14 protein-coding genes and 1 pseudogene are annotated in these 22260 nt (G+C 59.3%); 6 read left to right on the forward strand and 9 right to left on the reverse strand.

The genetic code is table 11. From position 1 onward, the window contains the following. Positions 1 to 146: 146 nt before the first annotated feature. The gene (locus IH404_RS15285; RefSeq protein WP_194438298.1) at positions 147 to 2126 is read left to right on the forward strand and encodes a U32 family peptidase; all 1980 of its coding nucleotides are present in this window, start codon (positions 147 to 149) and stop codon (positions 2124 to 2126) included. Here the strand turns inward: IH404_RS15285 and IH404_RS15290 are convergent. Then, the gene (locus IH404_RS15290; RefSeq protein WP_005788426.1) at positions 2104 to 3006 is read right to left on the reverse strand and encodes a DMT family transporter; all 903 of its coding nucleotides are present in this window, start codon (positions 3004 to 3006) and stop codon (positions 2104 to 2106) included. The genes IH404_RS15285 and IH404_RS15290 overlap by 23 nt on opposite strands. Positions 3007 to 3114: 108 nt before the next feature. On the opposite strand from IH404_RS15290, the gene IH404_RS15295 reads away from it, so the two are divergent. Continuing rightward, on the forward strand, positions 3115 to 3555 hold the full coding sequence (locus IH404_RS15295) for an Lrp/AsnC family transcriptional regulator (protein WP_032875274.1): 441 nt from the start codon (positions 3115 to 3117) through the stop codon (positions 3553 to 3555). Between the two features lie 328 nt (positions 3556 to 3883). On the opposite strand, the pseudogene IH404_RS15300 reads toward IH404_RS15295, so the two are convergent. Beyond that, positions 3884 to 5050: pseudogene (locus IH404_RS15300) on the reverse strand (aminotransferase class I/II-fold pyridoxal phosphate-dependent enzyme); the annotation flags it as partial. Positions 5051 to 5261: 211 nt separating this feature from the next. Then, positions 5262 to 10871: an SET domain-containing protein-lysine N-methyltransferase gene (locus tag IH404_RS15305; RefSeq protein ID WP_194438300.1), complete on the reverse strand. Its 5610-nt coding sequence runs from the start codon at positions 10869 to 10871 to the stop codon at positions 5262 to 5264. Positions 10872 to 11066: 195 nt separating this feature from the next. Here IH404_RS15305 and IH404_RS15310 point away from each other — a divergent pair, with 195 nt between their 5' ends. Beyond that, entirely contained in the window at positions 11067 to 12413 is a 1347-nt protein-coding gene (locus tag IH404_RS15310) for a sodium:proton antiporter (RefSeq protein WP_005788435.1), read from the forward strand. Between the two features lie 120 nt (positions 12414 to 12533). Here IH404_RS15310 and IH404_RS27985 read toward each other — a convergent pair whose 3' ends face one another. From IH404_RS27985 to IH404_RS15320, 3 genes are all read right to left on the reverse strand, one after another. Next, positions 12534 to 12668 (reverse strand): hypothetical protein, encoded by a 135-nt coding sequence (locus IH404_RS27985; protein WP_005788437.1) that lies wholly within the window; start codon positions 12666 to 12668, stop codon positions 12534 to 12536. Positions 12669 to 12679: 11 nt separating this feature from the next. After that, positions 12680 to 12892, reverse strand: a complete 213-nt coding sequence (locus IH404_RS15315) for a hypothetical protein (protein WP_005788439.1) — start codon at positions 12890 to 12892, stop codon at positions 12680 to 12682. 85 nt (positions 12893 to 12977) lie between these two features. Next, a complete protein-coding gene (locus IH404_RS15320; protein WP_032803895.1) occupies positions 12978 to 13523 on the reverse strand; it encodes a hypothetical protein in 546 nt (181 codons plus the stop codon). 422 nt (positions 13524 to 13945) lie between these two features. On the opposite strand from IH404_RS15320, the gene IH404_RS15325 reads away from it, so the two are divergent. Both IH404_RS15325 and IH404_RS15330 read left to right on the forward strand, forming a co-directional pair. Next, positions 13946 to 15355 carry a circularly permuted type 2 ATP-grasp protein gene (locus tag IH404_RS15325; RefSeq protein ID WP_005788442.1) on the forward strand — a complete coding sequence of 470 codons (1410 nt, stop codon included), beginning with the start codon at positions 13946 to 13948 and terminating at the stop codon, positions 15353 to 15355. Positions 15356 to 15357: 2 nt separating this feature from the next. Beyond that, on the forward strand, positions 15358 to 16308 hold the full coding sequence (locus IH404_RS15330; protein ID WP_005788443.1) for an alpha-E domain-containing protein: 951 nt from the start codon (positions 15358 to 15360) through the stop codon (positions 16306 to 16308). Positions 16309 to 16348: 40 nt separating this feature from the next. On the opposite strand, the gene IH404_RS15335 is transcribed toward IH404_RS15330, so the two are convergent. Continuing rightward, positions 16349 to 18607 carry an ATP-dependent DNA helicase gene (locus IH404_RS15335; protein WP_194438302.1) on the reverse strand — a complete coding sequence of 753 codons (2259 nt, stop codon included), beginning with the start codon at positions 18605 to 18607 and terminating at the stop codon, positions 16349 to 16351. After that, a complete protein-coding gene (locus IH404_RS15340) occupies positions 18604 to 20250 on the reverse strand; it encodes a VRR-NUC domain-containing protein (protein WP_194438304.1) in 1647 nt (548 codons plus the stop codon). Before IH404_RS15340 ends, IH404_RS15335 begins: the two co-directional genes overlap by 4 nt. A 188-nt stretch (positions 20251 to 20438) precedes the next feature. Between IH404_RS15340 and IH404_RS15345 the strand changes: the two genes are divergently transcribed. Continuing rightward, positions 20439 to 20663: a YgdI/YgdR family lipoprotein gene (locus IH404_RS15345; RefSeq protein ID WP_005788446.1), complete on the forward strand. Its 225-nt coding sequence runs from the start codon at positions 20439 to 20441 to the stop codon at positions 20661 to 20663. Between the two features lie 71 nt (positions 20664 to 20734). Here IH404_RS15345 and IH404_RS15350 read toward each other — a convergent pair whose 3' ends face one another. Then, the gene (locus IH404_RS15350) at positions 20735 to 22159 is read right to left on the reverse strand and encodes a hypothetical protein (protein ID WP_005788447.1); all 1425 of its coding nucleotides are present in this window, start codon (positions 22157 to 22159) and stop codon (positions 20735 to 20737) included. Positions 22160 to 22260: the final 101 nt, after the last annotated feature.

The raw sequence follows: 22260 nt of genomic DNA on the forward strand, positions 1-22260 counted from the left end.
ACAGTTTTAATTACTGACACACCCTCATCGGGAGCAAGCCCCCTCCCACACAAGCCCTGGGCCCGACAGCCCTGCGGTAGATGCCGGCCGGGCATTTCACGGCTACAATGCGCGCCTCGACCGTGACAAGCCTGACTAAAAAAACTATGTCCTTGCCCAAGCATCACCTTGAATTGCTCAGCCCTGCCCGCGATGTCGCCATTGCGCGCGAGGCCATTCTGCATGGCGCCGACGCCATCTACATAGGCGGCCCAAGCTTCGGCGCCCGTCACAACGCCTGTAACGAGGTGAGCGATATCGCGCAGCTGGTGGAATTCGCCCGTCGATACCACGCCCGCGTCTTCACCACCATCAACACCATTTTGCATGACAACGAGCTGGAGCCGGCGCGCAAGCTGATCCACCAGCTGTATGACGCAGGTGTAGACGCGTTGATCGTGCAGGATCTGGGCGTGATGGAGCTGGATATTCCGCCCATCGAGCTACACGCCAGCACCCAGACCGACATCCGCACCCTGGGCCGGGCAAAGTTTCTTGACCAGGCCGGTTTCTCGCAGTTGGTATTGGCCCGTGAGCTGAACCTGCAGGAAATCCGCGCAATCGCCGACGAAACCGATGCCGCCATCGAATTCTTTATCCACGGCGCCCTGTGCGTGGCGTTCTCCGGGCAGTGCAATATTTCCCATGCGCAGAATGGCCGCAGTGCCAACCGTGGCGATTGCTCCCAGGCCTGCCGTCTGCCGTACACCTTGAAAGATGACCAGGGCCGCGTCGTGGCCTTTGAAAAGCACCTGCTGTCGATGAAAGACAACAACCAGAGCGCCAACCTGCGCGCGCTGGTCGAAGCGGGTGTGCGTTCGTTCAAGATCGAAGGCCGCTACAAGGACATGGGCTATGTGAAGAACATCACCGCCTACTACCGCCAGCGCCTTGACGAAATCCTCGAAGACCGCCCGGACCTGGCCCGCGCCTCCAGCGGGCGTACCGCGCATTTTTTCCTGCCGGACCCGGAGAAGACCTTCCACCGTGGCAGCACCGACTATTTCGTCACCGATCGCAAGATCGACATCGGCGCGTTCGATACTCCGACGTTTACCGGCCTGCCGGTGGGTGTGGTGGAAAAAGCCGGCAAGCGTGACTTGCAGGTAGTCACCCATGAGCCGCTGTCCAACGGCGATGGCCTGAATGTGCTGGTCAAGCGTGAAGTGGTGGGCTTTCGCGCCAATATCGCCGAGCCCAAGGGCGAGTTCGAGGAAGACGGCGAGAAGCGCTATCGCTACCGCGTCGAGCCGAATGAAATGCCGGCCGGCCTGCATCAGTTGCGCCCCAACCATCCTTTGAACCGTAACCTGGACCATAACTGGCAACAGGCACTGCTCAAGACGTCCGCCGAACGCCGTATCGGCCTGGCGTGGGTTGCACGCCTGCGTGAAGAGCAGTTGCACCTCACCGCCACCAGCGAAGAAGGCATCAGCGCCAGTGTCACCCTGCCCGGCCCGTTTGGTGTAGCCAACAAGCCGGAACAGGCACTGGACACTCTGCGCGATCTGCTCGGCCAACTCGGCACCACCGAGTACCACGCCACCCGCATCGACCTGGACGCGCCGCAGGCGTTCTTCATCCCCAACTCGCAGCTCAAGGCGTTGCGCCGTGAAGTGATCGAAGCCCTGACCGCCGCCCGCATCCAGGCGCACCCTCGGGGTGGACGCAAGGCCGAGACCACCCCGCCGCCGGTGTATCCGGATGCGCACCTGTCGTTCCTGGCCAACGTCTATAACCAGAAGGCTCGCGACTTCTACCACCGTCACGGCGTGAAGCTGATCGATGCGGCCTTCGAAGCCCACGAAGAAACCGGCGAAGTGCCAGTGATGATCACCAAGCATTGCCTGCGTTTCTCGTTCAACCTGTGCCCTAAACAGGCCAAGGGTGTGACCGGGGTAAAGACCAAGGTGGCGCCGATGCAATTGATCCACGGTGACGAAGTGCTGACCCTGAAGTTCGATTGCAAGCCGTGCGAGATGCATGTGGTAGGCAAAATCAAGGGGCATATCCTCGGGTTGCCGCAGCCGGGCAGTGCTGTAGAGCATTTCAACCCGGAAAACCTTATCTATCAGGGCACGCACTGAGCTGACGGGCGCGGGGCCACCACCAGCCCCGCTGCAACCCGGCAGCGGCCAGCAGAATCGCCGCCACACCCAGCCATTGCAGCCACCCCAGGCGATGCCCGAACGCGATCCAGTCCACCAGGATCGCCGCAATCGGGTAGATGAACGACAACGCGCCGGTCATCGCCGTGGGCAGCTTCTGAATAGCCCCGTACAGCAACACATACATCAAACCGGTATGCACCACGCCCAATGTCGCCAGTGCCGTCCAGGCAGTGGTCGACACGGGCAAGCTGTGCCAGGGCACCAGCGGCGCCAGCAGCACTGCGCCGGTGGTCACCTGGATCAACGCCATCAAATGCGGCGGTACGTCCTTCAGGCGTTTGATGATCAGCGCCGCCACCGCGTACAAAAATGCCGCGCCCAAGGCCAAGGCAATGCCAGCAAGATAATTCCCACCACCCGATTGCTCACCATGGGCGGTCACGATCGCCAACATGCCCAGGAACGCCACACTCAGCCACGCCATTTTTTGCACGGTGATCTTCTCACCGAGAAACACCGCTGCCAGCATCACCAGTATGAACGGCTGCACGTTGTACACCGCCGTGCTGATCGAGATGGACGCACGGGAATAGGACTCGAACAGCAACAGCCAGTTACCGACGATAGCCACGCCGCTGAGCACTGCCAGCCCGAGCTTGGCCCAGTTGAGTAACGCCAGGCGCAAATACCCCAGCAACGCGCACACCAGCAGCAGTGTCAGCGCGCCAATCACGCAGCGCCAGAACACCACCTCAAGCACCGACACGCCCGACACCAGCACAAACCAGCCAATGGTGCCGGAGATCAGCATGGCGGCGATCATTTCCCAGGTTCCGCGACGGATTGATGTATCCATGATTGAGGCTCCTCAAGTGAGGCTCAATTATGGCAATCTGCTCGACACGGCTACAGCGACTAAAAAAGGCAAAACCCAGGATTCACCTTTTCTTATTAGGCAAACCTCATGATCGACACTATCGACCAGCAATTGATCGCCGCCTTGATGGACGACTCGCGCCTGTCCCTCAAGACCCTGGCGGGCATCACCGGTCTGTCTTCGCCGAGCGTCAGCGAACGTCTGCGTCGCCTGGAAGAGCGCGGCGTGCTGACCCACTACACCGTCGACATCGACCCCAAGCACTTCGGCTACCTGCTGCAAGCCATCGTGCGCATCCGCCCCCTGCCCGGCAAATTGCAGGAAGTGGAACGCCAGATCCAGGCGATCCCCGAGTTCACCGAATGCGACAAGGTCACGGGTGACGACTGCTTTATCGCACGCCTGCATGTACGCACCATGGAGCACCTCGACACGCTGCTGGACCGGCTGAATACCTATGCCGAGACCAACACCGCTATCGTCAAGAAAACCCCGGTGAAACGGCGTTTGCCGCCGTTGGCTGACTAACAGGGCTGCGTAGCCTGTGGGAGGGGGCTTGCTCCCGATGGCGGCCTCGGGGCCGACCAGGATGCTGGGTCAGACCGAGTACATATCCCCCAAATCCCTGTCGAATTCCGGCCAGCGTGGTTTGACGGGGCGCCTGAGATCAAAAGCAGATCAAGATCAAGAGCGGCTCGCTACGCATCGTGGTTACCGTCGGCTGCTACCAATTTGGGTAGACACCTATGGCCATCGGGGCAAGTCGAATCGTCGCATTGCCCCTCCCACATTTGAAACGAGACAAGGCCAAAAGTTGGGCAAGTACTCACGCCCAGTGCACGGCCCGCTCACTGGCAAGCTGTTCAACAAACAGCACAATCCGCCGACAGGCTTGCGCCAGACGCTCCTCGCCCAAGGTAAAGGAAAGCCGAACGAAGCCCTGGGCCGGCTCGCCGAAGGCTGCCGCGTCCAGCACCGACACACCAGCTTCACGAAACAGGCGCCAGGCGAAATCCAGGGACCCCAGGCCCGTATCGCGCACATCCACCAACACAAACATGCCCGCTTGCGGCGCCTGCACGCGGATGCCCGGGCAGGCGCTCAAGGCAGTCACCACCAGGTCGCGTCGGCGTCGGTAAGTCTCACGCATGCCTTGCGTGACTTCGTCATGGGCCAACACCGCAGCTGTCGCCGCCTCCATCACGAAGCCGGGTAAGCCGTACATCATGCTCAACAGCAGGGTTTCAGCGTGCTGCACCATTTGCGCTGGGGCGATGAGCCAGCCGATACGCCAGCCGGTCATGGCATGGGACTTGGACAAGCTGCCAATCACGATGCAGCGCTGCGCCATGCCCGGCAACGCCGCGAGGCTGTGGTATTGACCGTCGAACACCAGGCTTTCGTAGACCTCATCCACTACCACCCACAGGTCGTGTGCGATCGCCAAGTCCGCAATGGCTCGCAGCTCTTGCCGGTTGAGCACCACGCCAGTGGGGTTGTTCGGATTGGAAAAGAATATCGCCCGGGTACGCGGCGTGATCGCGGCGGCGAGCAATGGTGGATCCAGTCGAAAGCCGGACTGCGCACTGCAGGGCACCCGCACCAGAGTGGCGCCGCTGGCCTTGAGCGTGGCTTCGTAGGTAACGTACATCGGGTCGAGCACCAGCACTTCGTCGCCGGCCTGCAACAGGCATAGCGAGCTGATGAACAGCGCGTTCTGCGCACCGGGCACGATGATGACGTTGTCAGCCGCCAACGGGCGGGCCAGGGTCTGGCTGTAACGGGTCGCGATCGCCTCGCGCAAGGCCGGGCGCCCGGCGATCTCGGTGTAGTGGGAATCTCCCGCGTGCAAGGCATTGACGGCGGCGTCAGTGATAAAGGCCGGCGTGGCGAAATCCGGGTCGCCGACGCTAAGGATGATGACGTCTTCGCCCTGGCTGGCAGCGTCGAACGCAGCGTGGTGGATGTCCCAGGCGGCGACGCCCTGCCCTGCAATTCGCTCAACGAAGGGAGAAAACCTCATGCCAGAGCCTCTGGTTCAAGATGAAAATGCGCAAATCCGTTGCTGTGCCAACGGGGAGAATGGGGTCAACATAGTGCAAACGAAACCGTCGTTCAACGGATAACTTGGGCCCTGCGCCTCACCATGCCTACCTGGAAAAAACCTGGAGCGCGCCGTCGATAAAATCTATGGGAAGGAGCTTGCTCGCTCCAACAGATTTGACCGGTTTGACTTAGTGATCAGGGTCCGGCTTGATCGCTATATCAGGCACCGTTTTATAGTACGGTCCATAGTCCAGCAGTAATTCCTCGCCTTTCTTGATGTCCTTCAGCGCCACGTAGAACGTCAGGTTTTTTCCGACGGCGATGGAGATGACATTGTTCGACTTCCAGGCCGGCAAACTGCCCAATTGCGAAGTATTGATCTTGCTCAGGGTATTGCCCGTGTGCAGCGCACTCACCGAGCGACTTCCCGACCGGGTCCCGAACAAGTACGTCAGTACCGCCCGCGAACCTTGCTTGCGTTGCTCCTGAAACAGCGATGCCTCAGAGGCATGATATTTGCCCGCGTACGGGCCAAGCACTTCAAACTTGGGAATATCGCGTCGCGCCCACACCGACGCACCTCGATCTGGCCCACCATCGTCGAGTGCTGTGACTACCTCCAAGGTTTCATCAAACCGGGACTGGTGCTGACGTTCGGTTTCCAGCCACTCTTTGATCTCGGCCTTTATCTTGGCTTTGACCCTCTTGTGCGTTGCGTTATCAAGCCCGTCAAGCAGACCATTCCAGTTGGCAATGCGGATGTCGTCGAAAGAACCCTCGATTGCTTTGGTCAAGCTGAGTGTGGGGTCCGCCGGGTCCTGCAGGATAGGCAGTGTATTGTCGATCTGGTGACGAGGTAATGGCGGCGAAGCAATGGGCTCAACCTTGATCACGACGGGCCGGTCTACAGGAGATGGGTCTGGGGTCTCTAAGCCTTGTGGCGCCTCGGGGCGCTGAGTCAGATCCGCAACCTTCGGTTGCGGTGAGTCCAAATGGTCCGGTGCAGGTCGTTTTAGTAGTGATCGATTCACAAGCGCTTCGCCGGCAGTCTTCAGGCTGCCATCAGCCCGTGCATATTTTCTGAACGTTTCCACATTAAGGTTATGGAGACCGGCAAAACCTTCGATGGTCATGGCTTCACGCGCTTGCGCGGTCATATTGATCCACGTTTGGAGATGCGTGTCGACCACGTGATCAAACGGTGTGTTGATCGGACGGTCGCGCACAATTATTCCGGCAGGACTCAGTTGGCCGCCAGGCTGCACGTAGTATTCAAAGGTTCTACGGGATATGTGTTTCTGTAGGGTAAAGCCTCTATGGGTAACGCTTTGCTGTTGCGCAGTCGACAACGCCTCCCACTCGCGCAAATGTTCGGCCGTAATCACTTTCATGGGCGCATTCGGCGTATGGGTTCTTGGGACCAGTGCGGCGCGCTCAAGACGCTCCGAGGCATTTTTTTTCAAGGAGCCATCAGGATTAACCCAGTCTCTCCAGGTGGCTGAATGGACCCCGTTATCTGTTATGAACTGCGCTTGCGTGACCGAGTTATCCGGGTTCTCGAAATGTGCTTTCCACTGACGGAGATGGTTATCGGTAATCGTATTAGGGATGACACCCGCCGTTCTGCCCAGCAACTCTATGCCAGCTTGACTCAGGGTACCATCTCGCCGCACGTAACTTTTGAACGTATTCGGATTGATATGGTAAAGCTCGGAAAAACCGTCGAGGGTCAAAGCGTCACGCTCCGGTTGTGCCAAGTTTTGCCAGGCACTGAGATGGGTTTCAGTCACCCTATGGAAGGGCGTGTTGGGCGCGCGGTCGCGTATTGCCACGCCGATAGCGGTCAGTTGACCATTGGGTTGCACGTAGCGCTCAAAAACTCTTGGGTGGATGTTTTTCTGCCGTGCAAAGTCCTCACGGGTAAGGCTTTGCTGTTGCAGCGCCTGCAACCCATCCCACTCGCGTAGATGCTCAGCCGTGACCACTCTTGCGGGAGCGCTCGGCGTAGGGGTTATTGAACCCAGTGCGGAGCGCTCGAGACGCGTCGAGGCGTTGTTTTTCAAGGAACCATCAACATTAACCCACACCCTCCAAAGAGCTGAATTGAGTCCGTTATCTGTTATGAACTGCGCTTGCGTGACCGGGTTATCCGGGTTCTCGACATGCGCTTTCCATTGGCGAAGATGGTCATCGGTAATCTGGTTAGGGCCAACACCGGACGCCCTGCCCTGCAAATCCATGCCGATTGAACTCAAGGTACCGTTTTGCCGCACATTATTTTTGAACGTATTCGGATTGACATGATAAAGCTCGGAAAACCCGACAAGGGTCAAAGCGTCACGCTCCGGTTGTGTCAAGTTTTGCCAAGCACTGAGATGGGTTTCAGTCACCCTATGGAAGGGCGTGTTGGGCGCACGGTCGCGCACTGCCAGGCCGGTATCGGTCAGTTGACCATTGGGCTGCACATAGCGCTCAAAAACTCTCGGGGGGATGTTTTTTTGCCGGGCAAAGACCTCAGGGGTAAGGCTTTGCTGTTGCTCGTAGGGCAGCGCCTGCCACGCTCGCAAATGATCAGCCATGGGAGTGGAGACCTGGACTGCGCCGGCCTGTCGTGCCTGCTCCAAACGCTGCGCGCCCGCCTGCGTCAACGAACCATCCGCGTTAACGAGCCTCGCCCAGCTACGTGGGTTGAGCCCGTGCTGGCTAACAAACTGCGCTGACGTCAATGAGTTTTCCACCTTCCTGAAAGTCTCATCCCACTGACGTAAATGATCATCGCTGATCTGGTTACTTCTGGTGGGATCGGACGCCTGGACCAGCGCATCCCCCTTGCTCGTCAGGGTGCCATTCTGACGCACATACGACCTGATCGTCGTCGGTCGAAGATTATGAAGGCCGATAAATCCGTCCAAGGTCATTTCGTCACGCGCCGCTTGTGTCATATTTTGCCAAGCACGCAGATGCGTTTCGGTCACCTTATTGGGCAAGGTACTGGCGGGGCGATCACGCACGATCACGCCGCTATCGCTCAACTGACCGTCAGGCTTCACAAAGAACTCAAAGGTTTTCTGTGGAAGCTTATTCTGTTTGGCAAAGCCCTTGCGCGTGACGCTTTCCTGTTGCTCTGGTGACAACGCCTCCCAGGCCTTCAAGTCCTCAGCAGTGATCTGCCCACCACCGGGCGCCCCCAGGCGTTGCCATTCGTCACCTTGTACATGCTGGACCAGCAACTCGGTTTGCCGGTTATTGTGATAAACCCGCGCCTGCACAACACCGTCGTCCGTGCGCGAAACCTGGCGGACCTCATACACCGCTGTATCACCGTTGCTGTCGGTATGGCGTATATGCGAAATGTGCCCATCAGCCGCCACATACACCCCCTGACTGTTACGTGACAGCCCCACGATTTTGCTGTCTGGCACTTTGAAGTGCCCGAACAGCTCATGGCTCAATTCACTCAGCCCATCGATATGCGCCGTGTCCACCTCACCCGCGACAGCCTGGGTTGCGACCGCGAACTCCTCGAGCGGGCTGCCATAAGGTCGCATCGCGTCGGCATCAAAAGCATACCAATGGCCGTTCTTGAGCACGGCGGCGCCCTCCACCATCTGTTCGGCCACCTTCACCACGCCTGTCGCCGCTGCGTCATACTGCTTGCTGATCGCCTTCAATACGTCGTAACTGCCGGTGGCACCTCTGAGTTTATTGACGGTTTTGGACAGTACATACAAGCCACCGCTGCCCACCAACCTGGCCAAATCACCCAAACCACCCACCGGATTGAGCAGGTCAATCGTGGCGACGCCGATGACTTTGGCAGCCTTTAGCGCCTTGGCACCGCTGGAGAGAACAGCGCTGCCGATCTTGAGCAGTTTTCCAGCCGTGGTGGCCCCTGCAGTAACAAAGCCGAAGATGTCCAGCATGAGATCAAATGCTGCCTCGCCATATTTGCCATTCTGAATATTGACGATGGCCGATCTGAAGGGGATCAGGTTCAACAAAAAATCGTTCAACGGTTTGGGGCTGTAATACTCGTCTATGGGAGTCTGCCCGCGTGCCTGTTCTTTTATTGCAGGGTCATCGAGATCAAGGTGTTGGACAAAGGCGTCGGCAATCGAACGGGATCGAGCGCTGGTGAAACTATTCACAAGTGAGTCACTCAATGGGCGTTCACGACCCAGACCATCTGCGTTATGACGGGGCGTGAACGCTTTGGTCGTAGAAACATTTTTGCCTGCCTTGGACTCCTGAACCTGCGCTGCGTACACGCTCGCCCTTTCAATCGAACCTTTATTGAAGTCGATGACGTAGGCTTTTGTCGTGCCATGCAGTTCAGTTTTGACCAACAGTCCAGGTTTATTTTGACCCTGCGTATTATTGAAATGACCATCCATGACGTATGAGCCTTCTTGGAAAAAGCTGATTTTTCCAAACTCGAAGTTCTTCCTATCCGCAGATGGGAGCTGCGAGATCATGTGCCTGACGGTTGTATTGACGGCAGCCTTTTTTTCCTGAATGGCGCGTGTGAACTGCTGTTCGAAAGCCTCCCTGACACCGAACGTGAGGTTACTGTTCACCGCCTCTATGGGAATGCGGGGGTCACTCGATTTAAGTGGTCTCGGATTCGGCAAGTCCATCTTGGCGTAGTCCAAGAGTGAATGAGTGCCGCTTATCCCGTTTTGCCCGTGCTTCACGCCAGACGCATCAGTGCTGAGTGCTTTGACTTCAAACAGCGCGCCCAAGTCTCCAAACCGCTCCTGCAACTTGATCTGTGCGATTTCTGTTCGCGTCGATATTGCCTTGTCCAGTATTTTTGAAGCAGACATCCGCTCATCAAGCTGTTGGTTGAACTCGGTCCTGACGGTTTCAAGTTGTGCAGCGGTGTAGGTGTCAGCGTTTCTTTTGGGGATGATTTCATTCGCAACGCCCCAATCGAATAACGCGGCAGTCTGGGCATGCTGAGTGGCCACAGGGTCAACCCGTCGGGCGTTTTCAGCCTCGCTCATGACCTGCGCAAACGTCATGCCGGGGACTTTGCCCGGGGTGTGCGCCTCAATCGTCATCGCAGCCATCGTCAGGCTGGCCCACGCCTGACTGCCGACCTTTACCGTCGGGGGAATGTCTTTGATCAGAAACTGCGGTACCGCCTTGGCCAGCAACAGGTACGCACCAACACTCGCCAGTGCAGCGCTGGTTTTGCCGGTACTGCTCAAATGTTCGGCCAAGCCGGCCACGACCTTGGAGGCGTGGTGCCCCCCACGTGTGTCACTGCCCAGGTCGAAACCGGCAACGCTGTTGCGATCGGGCGCAGTGATCGACTCAGGGTCCATCTGCAGGGCGATAGCGGCCAGCAGGTAATCGCTTGCGCTGCTTTCGCTGTCAACGCCTTGCATGGTTTGCTGTAGCGCTTTGCCCATCCGCTGCCCTTGCGGGGAGTTGACCAGTGCCTGGAGTATTTTAGCCGGGTCGTCGCCCGCCTCTGCCGGCAGCGGCTGCCGATACCGCAGAAACTCCAGCACCCCGCCCTGGGTTTGCATCACCAGCGGCTGATCGCCCAAATGGTGAGCGTGGTTCATGGTGATAAGTCGCAAACGCCGTTTTTCGCCTGAGTCCAACGTAATCGGCCACGATAACGCGCCGCCCAGAGGGCGTATTGCGGCGCTGCCCGTGTCGGTCGCGGCGCGGTCAATGGGCGCCTCACGCGGCAAAACATCGACGTCAGGAAGCACAGATGATGAGGCGCCGGGCGTAAACAGCGGCAGTGAGGAATGCGTAAGAGCTGGGGATATACCCGTCATATCAGGTACCTGTGCAGAGCTGTGTAGTCATCCGATTGAACACGCGCTCAGCGCCATCGGTATGTATGGGTGGTCAACCTTGGTGAATGCATTCCAGCCCGTGTGTTAGCCGATGCTTCCACGTTGTTGATTGTTTGAACCCGTACTTGTCCATGGCCCTCCAACCTGAATGAACCACGGCCGAGTGCACGCACGATGACTTTCATTCTATGGTTGGCCGTATTAGGCGCGGTACTGCTCACCCTCGCCCTCACCTCCTCCTATTTGCGCTGGATGCCGGTGACCACCTCAGCGGTGTGCTTGTTGTTGGGCATCGCCATTGGCCCGCTGGGCGTGGACTTGTTGCACCTGGACGTGAAGGGCTCGGCGCGCTGGATGGAGCACCTGACGGAAGTGGCGGTGCTGTTTTCGCTGTTTGTCAGCGGTTTGAAATTGCGCCTGCCGCTCAAGCACCGCACCTGGCGCATCGCCTTTGGCATGGCCGGGCCGGTGATGCTGTTGACCATCCTCGGCACCTGCCTGTTGCTGCACTACCTGTTCGATTTAACCTGGGGCGTTTCGCTGCTGGTGGGGGCGATGCTGGCGCCCACCGACCCGGTGCTGGCCGGCCTGGTGCAGGTCAACAATGCCCAGGACTATGACGCGTTGCGATTCGGCCTGTCCGGCGAAGCAGGGTTGAACGACGGTACCGCGTTTCCTTTTGTGATTTTTGGCCTGCTGTTTATGCAACATGGCGGTTTCGACGGCGACTGGTTCGGCGGCTGGGTGCTGAAGAACCTGCTGTGGGCGGTTCCGGCCGGGTTGTTGATGGGTTACTGGATGGGCCGCGGCATTGGCCGTATCACCCTGCGCCTGCGCTTGATCAATGCCGATAGCACCCTGTCACCGAATGACTACCTCACCCTCGCGCTGATTGCCCTGGCGTATGTGACGGCTGAAGCGGTCGGCGGCTACGGCTTCTTGTCGGTGTTCGCGGCGGGCCTGGGGCTGCGCCAGGCCGAGGTCAAATCCACCGGTTATGCGCAAACGCCGGCCGAGCACCTGGCCCAGCCGGTGGTGGGCCATCTGGAGATCGAGCCCGAGCAGGCGCTGCACGGTGACGTCAGCCAGTTGAAGGACACCCAGATCGCCGCCGGCGTGATGATGGGCGACATGCTGGCTTTCGGCAGCCTGGTCGAGCGCTCGATGGAGGTGTTTCTGGTCAGCGTATTGGGCATCGTGTTGGTCAGCCATTGGGATTGGCGCGCGCTGGCGGTGGCGGCGTTGCTGTTCTGTGTGGTTCGCCCGCTCAGCGTGTTTGCGATGCCTTGGGGCAGCCTGCTGGATCGGCGGCAACGCAGCCTGGTCAGTTGGTTTGGTATTCGCGGGATCGGCAGCCTCTACTACCTGTTCTATGCGCTCAACCATGGGCTGATCGGTACCAGCAGCGCCGTGGCGGTGAACCTGACCCTCTCGGTGATCGCGCTGAGCGTGATGGTGCATGGCCTCAGCACCCAGCCCTTGCTGGTGTGGTACGAACGACGCGCCGCGCACAAAAAATAAATCCTGCGCCGCGCTTGGCGTGATGGATAACCGCGTACAGGGCCAGTAGGTCTCGCTTGATCAAGCACAGGAAGGACATCTCCTGTTCAAGTTCACCGATCCCTCTGGCCCACCGCCGGATCAGTCCTGACTGTCGGTATTGCCGACGTCGGCCGCTTCATCCAGATCGTTGAGCGGCACTTGCGCATCATCCATCAGCGAACCCGGATCTTCATTGCCGGGGTCGTTGAGTTCTTCGTCGAGTTCTTTTGACATGACCGTCTCCGTTAACCGCCTTGGGTATCGATATCGGCATCGGTTTCAGGCTTGTGCTCGCGCTCAGGCTTGAAGTCAGGACTGTAGTCATTTTCCCTGGCCTTGGGGTCGCTGGCAGCCGTCGGGTCCTTGGGCGCATCGGCAGCGGTGCCCGGAGCGGGCTCGCCACCATCGATGGCAGGGTCATTGCGGTTGCTGGTTTGGGGATCGTTGGATGTAGACATGGCATACCTCTTCACAGACCGGTGATAAATCTTTACCGCGTAAAGCTAAGGCGCCACGTGCCCCAGTGAAGTTCCGTCCGATTGCTCAGCGCAGTGGATTGTCCACCTGGATATAAAACGCATAGATGCCCAACACCAGCCAGAACACCATGAACAACCACGGCGCGCGCATGGAAAACAGCAACGACTTGCGATAGCCCTTGTGACTGGACTCCATTTCGGAAAACAGCGGCGATTCATCGTAGGCCAGGCCCATCACCGGCTCGCTGCGCAGCAATTCGCTTTGCTTGTAGTGCCAGTGATCAATGATCTGGTAGGCCGCGCGTATGCCAGGCCAGGCGTTGAGCGAGCTGAGAATACCCAGCGCGGCGAGGATCACCGGTACCACAAGCGTGAACAGCTTGCCCCATTCCGGGTTGAGGTTGCCCATGCCGGACACGAAGGCGATCACCAGAAACGATTGCGCAGTGAGGTAAGCGTCGGTGCGGTTGGCCAAGATGCTGGTTTCGTACTGGATCTCGCGCCGGTAGAAGTCGAGGCGATCCTTGGGCGAGCCGAAGATCTTGGCGTTGTGTTCGCTATGGTCGGTCAGGGCCGCTTCCGGCGTGTTTGGGGAGATGATTCGGGGCACAACGATGCTCCACAAAGTGACGGGACTCATTAGAAGAATCGGGCATGGATGAAGTTCAAGTTTCTTATGCACCAAGTCAGGGCGCCCTCTGCCCCCTTGTGGTGAGCCCGCTTCTGTGGCGAGCGAGCTTGCTCGCGCTGGGCTGCGCAGCGGCCCCCACAAAAGCGCGAGCGCTGCGCACTCCAGCGCGTGCAAGCTCGCTCGCCACAGCTAATCGCCACCTTGTGTGCGTTCCGGCACATCCCTTGCTTTATCCATTCATCTACCCGAAAACAGGAGCATTCGTTACCCCGCGACCCAGCCGACTCCATAAGAAAGTAAGGACCAGGCCTGTTGGCACCCTCAGCCACGGGCTCATAAGAACATGCGTTTTTAAGCGGCAGTGCCACCCAGGAAATCCTCGGCACTGACAAGGTACTGGAATGGCTCGAACTTTCTTCGATGAAATGAATGACGCAAACGGCGTATGCCGTGCCCACTATCAGGATTTTTCCCGCTGGCTGGCCAACACGCCGCCGGAACTGCTGGCCCAGCGTCGCCGTGAAGCCGATTTGCTGTTCCATCGCGCCGGGATCACCTTCACCCTGTATGGAGACGAGCAAGACACCGAACGCCTGATTCCCTTCGACATCATCCCCCGCAGCATCCCCGCCAGTGAGTGGAGCCTGATCGAGCGCGGCTGTATCCAGCGGGTCAACGCACTGAATATGTTCCTCGCCGACATCTACCACGACCAGCGCATTATCAAGGCCGGGATCATTCCGGCAGAACAGGTGCTGGGCAACGAGGGCTATCAGAAGGCGATGGTCGGCCTGGACCTGCACCGCGACATTTACTCGCACATCTCCGGTGTCGACCTGGTACGCGACGGCGACGGCACCTATTACGTGCTCGAAGACAACCTGCGTACCCCCAGCGGCGTGAGCTACATGCTCGAAGACCGCAAGATGATGATGCGCCTGTTCCCGGAAGTGTTCGCCAAGCAACGCATTGCACCGGTGGACCACTACCCCAACCTGCTGCTCAAGACCTTGAAAAGCGCCAGCCGCCTCGATAACCCCAATGTGGTGGTATTGACCCCTGGGCGCTTCAACAGCGCTTTTTTCGAACACGCGTTCCTGGCGCGGGAAATGGGCGTTGAGTTGGTCGAAGGCGCCGATTTGTTCGTGCACGACCTCAAGGTTTTCATGCGCACCACCGATGGCCCCAAGGCGGTAGACGTGATCTACCGGCGCATCGACGACGCCTTCCTTGACCCCGAGGCGTTCAACCCCAAGTCAATGCTCGGCGTACCCGGCCTGGTGGCGGCCTACTGCGCGGGTAATGTGGTGCTCGCCAACGCGATCGGCACCGGGGTGGCTGACGACAAGTCGATCTACCCCTATGTGCCGGCGATGATCCGCTTCTATCTGGACGAGGAGCCGGTGCTGCAAAACGTGCCGACCTTCCAGTGCCGCAAGCCCGATGAACTGTCCCATGTGCTGGCCAACCTGGAGCAACTGGTGGTCAAGGAAACCCAGGGTTCCGGCGGCTACGGCATGTTGGTGGGCCCCGCCTCCAGCGCAGCCGAGATCGAAGATTTTCGCCAGCGCATCAAGGCGCGTCCCCACGCTTACATCGCCCAACCGACCCTGAGCCTGTCCACCTGCCCGACCTTTGTCGAAAACGGCATCGCGCCCCGGCATATCGACCTGCGCCCCTTCGTGCTCTCGGGCAAGGAAACCCGCCTGGTGCCGGGCGGCTTGACCCGCGTGGCGCTGAAGGAAGGTTCGCTGGTCGTCAACTCGTCGCAAGGCGGCGGAACCAAGGACACCTGGGTGGTGGAGGGCTGAGTATGTTGAGTAGAACCGCTGCTGATCTGTACTGGATGTCGCGCTACCTGGAACGCGCCGAGAACCTGGCGCGCATGTTGGAAGTCAGTTATTCACTGTCGTTGATGCCCCAGGCCGGGCGCAGCGATGGCCTGGATGAGCTGGCAATGTCGTTGCTCAGCAGCGGCACCCTGGACAGCTACCTGGAGCGTCACCAGACCCTGGATGCCGAGCGCATGTTGCACTTCTTCGCCCTGGACGAAGAAAACCCGGCCAGCATCTACAACTGCCTGCGCGCCGCCCGAGGCAATGCCCACGCCGTGCGCGGGCGCATCACCGCCGATATGTGGGAAAACCTCAACGCCACCTGGCTGGAAATGCGCAGCATCGCCGCCGGCGGCCTGGCGCGGCATGGCATCAGCCACTTCTGCGACTGGGTCAAGCAACGCTCGCACCTGTTTCGCGGCGCGACCTCGGGCACCATCATGCGCAATGACGCCTACCGGTTTATTCGCCTGGGCACCTTTGTAGAACGCGCCGACAACACCTTGCGCCTGCTGGATGCGCGCTATGAGATGTTTGGTGAAGAGTCCGAAGAAGTCAGCGACTTGTCGGCTCGCGGTTATTACCAGTGGAGCGCCCTGCTGCGTGCGCTGTCCTCGTTCGAGGCGTACACCGAGTTATACCCCAACGCCCTGAATGCACGCTCGGTCTCGGAGCTACTGCTGTTACGCAGCGATGTCCCGCGCTCGCTGCACGCGTGCATCGAAGAGTTGAGCCATATCCTCGCCGACTTGCCCGGCAGTTACGGACGCACGGCGCAGCGCCTGGCGGCGGAGTTCGAAGCAAGGCTGCGGTATACCGGGATCGATGAGATTCTGGAAGATGGGCTGCACGCCCGGTTGACAGACTTTATCGACACCGTGCGCGAGTTGGCGCGGGCGATACACAGTTCTTACCTGGAAGTAATCTAAGCAACACCACCGCTCCCACATTTGAATCGCCGTAAATCTGTCAAACATTGATCGCCCACCAACGCGGCAACAACTGCCGCACCCGTGCCTCGCCAAAGCGGTCATCGATCAGCATTACCACGCCGCGGTCGTGCTGGCTGCGGATTACCCTCCCCGCCGCTTGCACCACCTTCTGGATGCCGGGATACAGGTAGGTGTAGTCATACCCCGCGCCGAAAACCTCGCCCATGCGTGCCTTGATCTGTTCATTCACCGGGTTGAGTTGCGGCAAGCCCAAGGTGGCAATGAAAGCGCCAATCAAACGCGCCCCCGGCAGGTCGATACCTTCGCCAAACGCGCCGCCCAATACGGCAAAACCGATGCCTTGGCTGTGCTGGGTGAACTGGTCCAGGAACGCCTGGCGCTCGGCCTCGGCCATGCCGCGTGACTGCAGCCACAGTGTAATCTGCGGGTGTCGCTCGGCGAGTAACTGCGCCACTTGCTGCAGGTAATCGAAGCTGGAGAAAAACGCCAGGTAGTTGCCCGGCTGCTCGGCAAATTGCCGGGCGATCAATTCCACAATAGGTTCCAGCGACGCCTGGCGGTGCACAAAGCGTGTAGAGATGCGCTCAACGATGCTGACCTGCAATTGCTCGGCCTTGAACGGCGACTCTACATCGACCCAGGCAGTATCCGCCGGCAACCCGAGTAAATCGGCGTAATAGTGGCGTGGGCTCAGGGTCGCGGAAAACAGCACGCTGCTGCGGGCCGCCGTTAATCGGGGGCGGATGAATTCGGCCGGCACCACATTACGCAGGCACAGGGTCGAGCTACTGTGCTTGCTACTGAACTGGCGCTTGCTGATGTCGAAGATGAAGTGTTCGTTGAACAGCTCGGCCACCTTGGAAAATTGCAGTGCTTCAAAGTAGAAGGCTTGCAGGTCGCCATTGAGGGACTCGGGGTGATCGTTGAAGTAGTCGCCCATGGCGCTGGTGCACAGGCTCAGGGCCTGTAGCAGTTTGTCGGGCCGGGTGGCATAGGCCTGATACGGCGCGACTTGTTCCTTGTGCAACGCGTTCCACTCGCGGTTCAGGCGCTGCAAGGGTTTGTTCAGCGGCTCGGGCGCGGTCTCGCGCAAGGTCTTGAGGCTGTATTGGTCGAGGCTGGCGCTGTACATCGAACGGGCGCGTTCCACCAGGTTATGGGCCTCGTCGACCAGCGTCGCAACACGCCATTGGTTCAACTGCGCCAGGCCGAATAACAGGGCGCCGAAGTCGAAAAAATAGTTGTAGTCGGCGACTACCAGGTCGGCCCAGCGCGCCATTTCCTGGCTGAGGTAATACGGGCACACGTCATGGGCCAGCGCCACACTGCGCAGGCTGCGCTGATCGAGCAGGCGAACCCTGGACGCGGCCTGGCGGGCCGCGGGCAAGCGGTCGTAAAAACCCTTGGCCAGTGGGCAGGAATCACCATGGCAGGCTTTATCCAGGTGTTCGCACGCCTTGTCCCGTGCAACCAGCTCAAGTACACGCAGCGGCAGATCCGGACTGCTGTCGTACAGCACCTGGGCGGCATCCAGGGCGAGCTTGCGCCCCGGCGTTTTGGCGGTAAGGAAGAACACCTTGTCCAGCTGCTGCGGCGCCAGCGCCTTGAGCATCGGGAAGAGGGTACCGACGGTCTTGCCGATGCCCGTGGGCGCCTGGGCCATCAGGCAACGGCCGGTGCTGACCGCCTTGTAGACCGACTCGGCCAACGTACGCTGCCCGTGACGAAAATCGGCATGGGGAAATGCCAGGGCTTGGGCGGCCTTGTTGCGCTTATCGCGGTGCTGCATTTCCAATTGGGCCCAGTCGAGGAACAACGCACACTGCTGATTGAAAAAGTGCTCAAGCTGCGCCGCGTCGAAACGTTGGTTCAGCAGCGTCTCGCCTTCGCCAACGATATCGAAGTACACCAGCGCCAAGTCGATTTCGCCGAGGCCGAGCTTCTGGCACATCAGCCAGCCATACACCTTGACCTGGGCCCAGTGCAGTTGCCGATGGTTGGCGGGCTGGGCAGAGAGGTCGCCGCGGTAGGTTTTGACTTCTTCAAGGCGGTTGGCGTCGGGGTCGTAGCCGTCCGCCCTGCCCCGCACGTTGAGCTGCTGGTATTGCCCCTCCAGGGCGACTTCATTCTGGTAGTGCGCGCTGCGCCGGGACGCCACCGTACGGTGGCCGACGATACCTTCCTGGGCGCTGGGCGACGGGGTAAAGCGCAGGTCAAGGTCGCCGACCTTGGCCGTGAACTCACACAGCGCCCGTACGGCCACGCTGTAACTCAAGCGGGTTGCTCCGCCCAGCGCACATAACAGACGGTGACCGGCATCTGGTATTCACCGCAAAATTGCAGCCAGCGCAGTTGGTTGTCTTGCAGGCGATCGCCCGGGCCCTTGACCTCGATCATGCGGTAGGTTTTTTGTGCAGGCCAGAACTGGATCAGGTCCGGCATCCCGGTCCGGTTGGCGCGGATATCCAGCAGCAGGCGTGTGAACCAATGGCGCAGGTGCTCGGCGGGCAGGCAGGCCAGGGCTTGCTCCAACAGCTCTTCGCTGAGCAGGTTCCAGAACACGAAAGGTGATTGGATACCCCATTTGTCCAGAAAACGTTGGCGGATGGTGGCCTTGTAGCGCTCATCCCCCAGTTGCTCGAAACACGCAGCAAACAACGCCTCGCGGCGTTGATGGAAGTCTTCGCTGTGCAGGTCCGCCGGCCCACGCTGGAACGGATGGAAGAACGCGCCCGGCAGCGGCGCGAAAATCGCTTCCCAGCACAACAGGCCGAACAGTGAGTTGATCAACCCATTCTCGACGTAATGCACCGGTGCCTCGGGCTCGTTCAGGTGCGCCTGGACGCAGTATTCCACCGACATCAGCGGCGCCTGGGCGAGTGCCAGGTCAAGGCGTGCAACCGCTTGCGGCTTGGCCTTGGGCAACGCCGGTTCGCCGAGTTTGCGGCGCAGGCGCGGCAATACACGCAGCAAGTGCTGTTGTTCAGCGGCGCTTTCCGGGGCCTGCTGGGCTGCAGTGGCCAGGGCCAGCGCTCGGGCGTAATCCTCTTGGCGCTCAACGACCCGGATCAACCGCGCACGTGCACCGGGATAGGCGCAGGCAAGGTAGATCTGTTCAGCCAGCGCAAGCTCGGCGCAGCGCTCGCAATACTGGCCGATCTGGAACAACAGCTTGGCGCGGCGTTTTTCCAGCCAGGGGTTGTCGGTGCTCAGGCCGGCGATCTGCACCAGCAGCGTGTCCAATGCCTCACCGGCTTCAAACGCTTGCTGGCACTGGTGCAGGAACAGGAACCCCACCACGTCGTCACGCGTGCGTAACCCGCGGGACTCGGCGCAAATCTCGACTTTTTCATAGGTGTAGATGCCCAGGTCTGCCAGCACGAACTCGGACCAGTCCTGGTGCAGGTTGCCAAAGAACATCAAGCGCAGGCGATCACACAACGCCATGACCGTAAGGCTATAGAGCACATCATCCAAGCCCGGGCACCATTGAGCAAAACTGCGCGGCTCGCTGAACCGCGCCGCCAGCGGTTCGAGCCAAGTGGCCTTGTTGCCCTTGGGCTGATCGATCCAGGGCCTGAACGCGCCGAGGATTTCGCCCTTTTGCAGCAAGGCGAACAAGGTGGCAAACGGCAGCGGGCTTTGGTCATCCACCCATCCCAGTTCTCGTAATGGGCCCGCTGCCGCATGGGGGCAGCCGATTTCCACATAATTAAGCTTGGCGCCGCGAAAGTGCACACCCTTGCGCATCACCATGCGCACCAATAACGCCTGGGACGCCTGGGGCAACCTGTCAAATTGCTGAATGAAATGCTGTTCGTCCGCATCGAGCAGATCGGCATAGCGTTGCCCCAGCCAGGCCAGGACCTGGCGGAAGTTATGCAGGTAATACAAGGGGTCTTCGAGGGGGTTGGCCATGGCGCAATGGAGTCAAATACTGGTTATGCATACAGAGTGCCGATGCAAAGCCGTTGTTGCAATCGGTAATAGATAAATGGCGCCTGCAACTTTTTGCAAAAAAACGATCAGATGAGGGAGTTGATCGCGTAACATTTATAGCCCACAGCCAGACGCTGCGGGACTTTTCAGGGTTAAAGGTAAGGGTTATGAACATGAAGAATTTGGGTCTGCCGCTGGTTGCACTCACTTTTCTGGTATTGGCCGGTTGCTCCACGCAAACCGTGGTGACATTGCAAAATGGCACGCAGTATTTGACCAAGGACACGCCCAACGCCAAAACGGCCGATGGCTTCTACGAGTTCACCGATATTGCCGGCAAGCGCATTCGTATCAAGGCCGATGATGTGGCCACGGTGCGCAAGGAAAACTAATCCTCGAATCAACACCGATCAAATGTGGGAGGGGGCAAGCCCCCTCCCACAGTTTTCAACCGCATTCCAACTTAAGCGATAACAATCCCCTCCCCCGACAGACTGCTCACGCCCACCAACGTCACCGAATCGGCGCCAAAACTGATCACCGTATCCCCGCCCACCACCTTGGTGTGATCGCGATAATCGGGACTGCCCTGCACATCGTTGAACACCAGCTTGTCTGTCGACTGATAGCCAATCACTCGATCATTACCAAACTGCCCACTGAACAAAAACGTGTTATGCCCGCTGCTGTCGCGGATCGTGTCATTACCCTTGCCGCCTTCGATAAAGTCCGCGCCCCTGCCGCCCTTGATCAGGTCGTCGCCGTCGCTGCCGATGATAAAGGTATTGCCCTTGTGCGCCTCGGCATTGCGGTTCAAGTCCTGCACCCAGGTGTTGGCCCGTGCCGGATCGGACAGGTTGGCGACGATCACTGTGGAGTCACGGGTCATCTGCTCGTAGAAGCCGGACTCAAGAATGCGCGTCATGCCGTCGCCATAACCGGTGGGCAAGTGCGAGACCCAGGTTGGCAGGTTGAGGATGGAAAACGGCAGCACGTTCCACAGTGCGGAAGCGTAGTGATCGTTGAAGCTGACAATATTGTCGGTGCTCGACTCGTGGGGTTTGTCGTGCACGCCCAGGGACGACAGGTTGAATGAGGAACCGTCCAGCGCCCGGAATACCGGGTCGTTTTCGTAGCCGACGTTAAGCACCTTGTCGCCGGCGCTTTGGGTGGGCGACGCATAGGCCACGTAATTGGAATCGGTGTAGAACCCTGACCATTTGCTCCCGCTCAGATCCGCCATGCTGTTGACCGCAAGGCCGCCCAGGCTGTGGCCGCTGACCACCACATCCTTGCCGCTCAGGCCCTGGGCGCTGGCATAGTCAGCGATGTTGCCGAGCAAGTTGCCAAACGCCTCGCCGGCGTAGTTTTTTGCATAGTCCTTGGGGCCGAATGCAGCAAGCAGGTCACTGATCACATCCCCGATGGAGTCGGTGATCAGGCTTTCCCGTGGCCCCGAGGTGCCACGAAAGCCGATGCCGATTTCCAGCAGTTTGCCGGCGTCATCGTATTTGCCCAGCACTTCCACTTGGGCGGTGCCGTACGCAGTCTTTTCGCCAAAGAAGGTGCCACGGGCATCGACCTTGCCGGTATAGCCCAGGGTGCTGGCGCTGATGGGGGTCCAACCGGCCTGTTGCACTGCGTCGAGGGCGGCTTTTTCTGAATCCGGGTTCCACGGGATCCCGGGAATCACGCCTTGGGCGTTGCCGCTGCCAATCAGCGCGCTCACCAGCGTGGCCGGCAGGCCAAGGCCCAAGCCGTTGTTCTGGTAACCCACGGCAAAGCCGTTATCCAGGTTGTGGTAGGAATACATCGTGATCGCCATCGCATCGGCGAACAACGTTTTGGAGCCCTCGGTGCCGAGGTTTTTATAGTCAAAGATACCCATTGGTAGTGCCTCTCTGTTGTTGGATTTGTAGAGAAAGCCAAAACACCTGTTATCCGTTACCTACTGTAGGAGCGAGCTTCTGTGGCGAGGGAGCTTGCTCC

Origin of the sequence: Pseudomonas sp. OST1909 (genome assembly GCF_015277575.1) — a bacterium.
Taxonomy (GTDB): Bacteria; Pseudomonadota; Gammaproteobacteria; order Pseudomonadales; family Pseudomonadaceae; genus Aquipseudomonas; species Aquipseudomonas synxantha_A.

Coding starts and splice junctions, on each gene's coding strand:
- IH404_RS15285 (WP_194438298.1), top strand. CDS start 147: ATGTCCTTGCCCAAGCATCACCTTGAATTGCTCAGCCCTGCCCGCGAT.
- IH404_RS15290 (WP_005788426.1), bottom strand. CDS start 3,006: ATGGATACATCAATCCGTCGCGGAACCTGGGAAATGATCGCCGCCATG.
- IH404_RS15295 (WP_032875274.1), top strand. CDS start 3,115: ATGATCGACACTATCGACCAGCAATTGATCGCCGCCTTGATGGACGAC.
- IH404_RS15305 (WP_194438300.1), bottom strand. CDS start 10,871: ATGACGGGTATATCCCCAGCTCTTACGCATTCCTCACTGCCGCTGTTT.
- IH404_RS15310 (WP_005788435.1), top strand. CDS start 11,067: ATGACTTTCATTCTATGGTTGGCCGTATTAGGCGCGGTACTGCTCACC.
- IH404_RS27985 (WP_005788437.1), bottom strand. CDS start 12,668: ATGTCAAAAGAACTCGACGAAGAACTCAACGACCCCGGCAATGAAGAT.
- IH404_RS15315 (WP_005788439.1), bottom strand. CDS start 12,892: ATGTCTACATCCAACGATCCCCAAACCAGCAACCGCAATGACCCTGCC.
- IH404_RS15325 (WP_005788442.1), top strand. CDS start 13,946: ATGGCTCGAACTTTCTTCGATGAAATGAATGACGCAAACGGCGTATGC.
- IH404_RS15330 (WP_005788443.1), top strand. CDS start 15,358: ATGTTGAGTAGAACCGCTGCTGATCTGTACTGGATGTCGCGCTACCTG.
- IH404_RS15340 (WP_194438304.1), bottom strand. CDS start 20,250: ATGGCCAACCCCCTCGAAGACCCCTTGTATTACCTGCATAACTTCCGC.
- IH404_RS15345 (WP_005788446.1), top strand. CDS start 20,439: ATGAACATGAAGAATTTGGGTCTGCCGCTGGTTGCACTCACTTTTCTG.
- IH404_RS15350 (WP_005788447.1), bottom strand. CDS start 22,159: ATGGGTATCTTTGACTATAAAAACCTCGGCACCGAGGGCTCCAAAACG.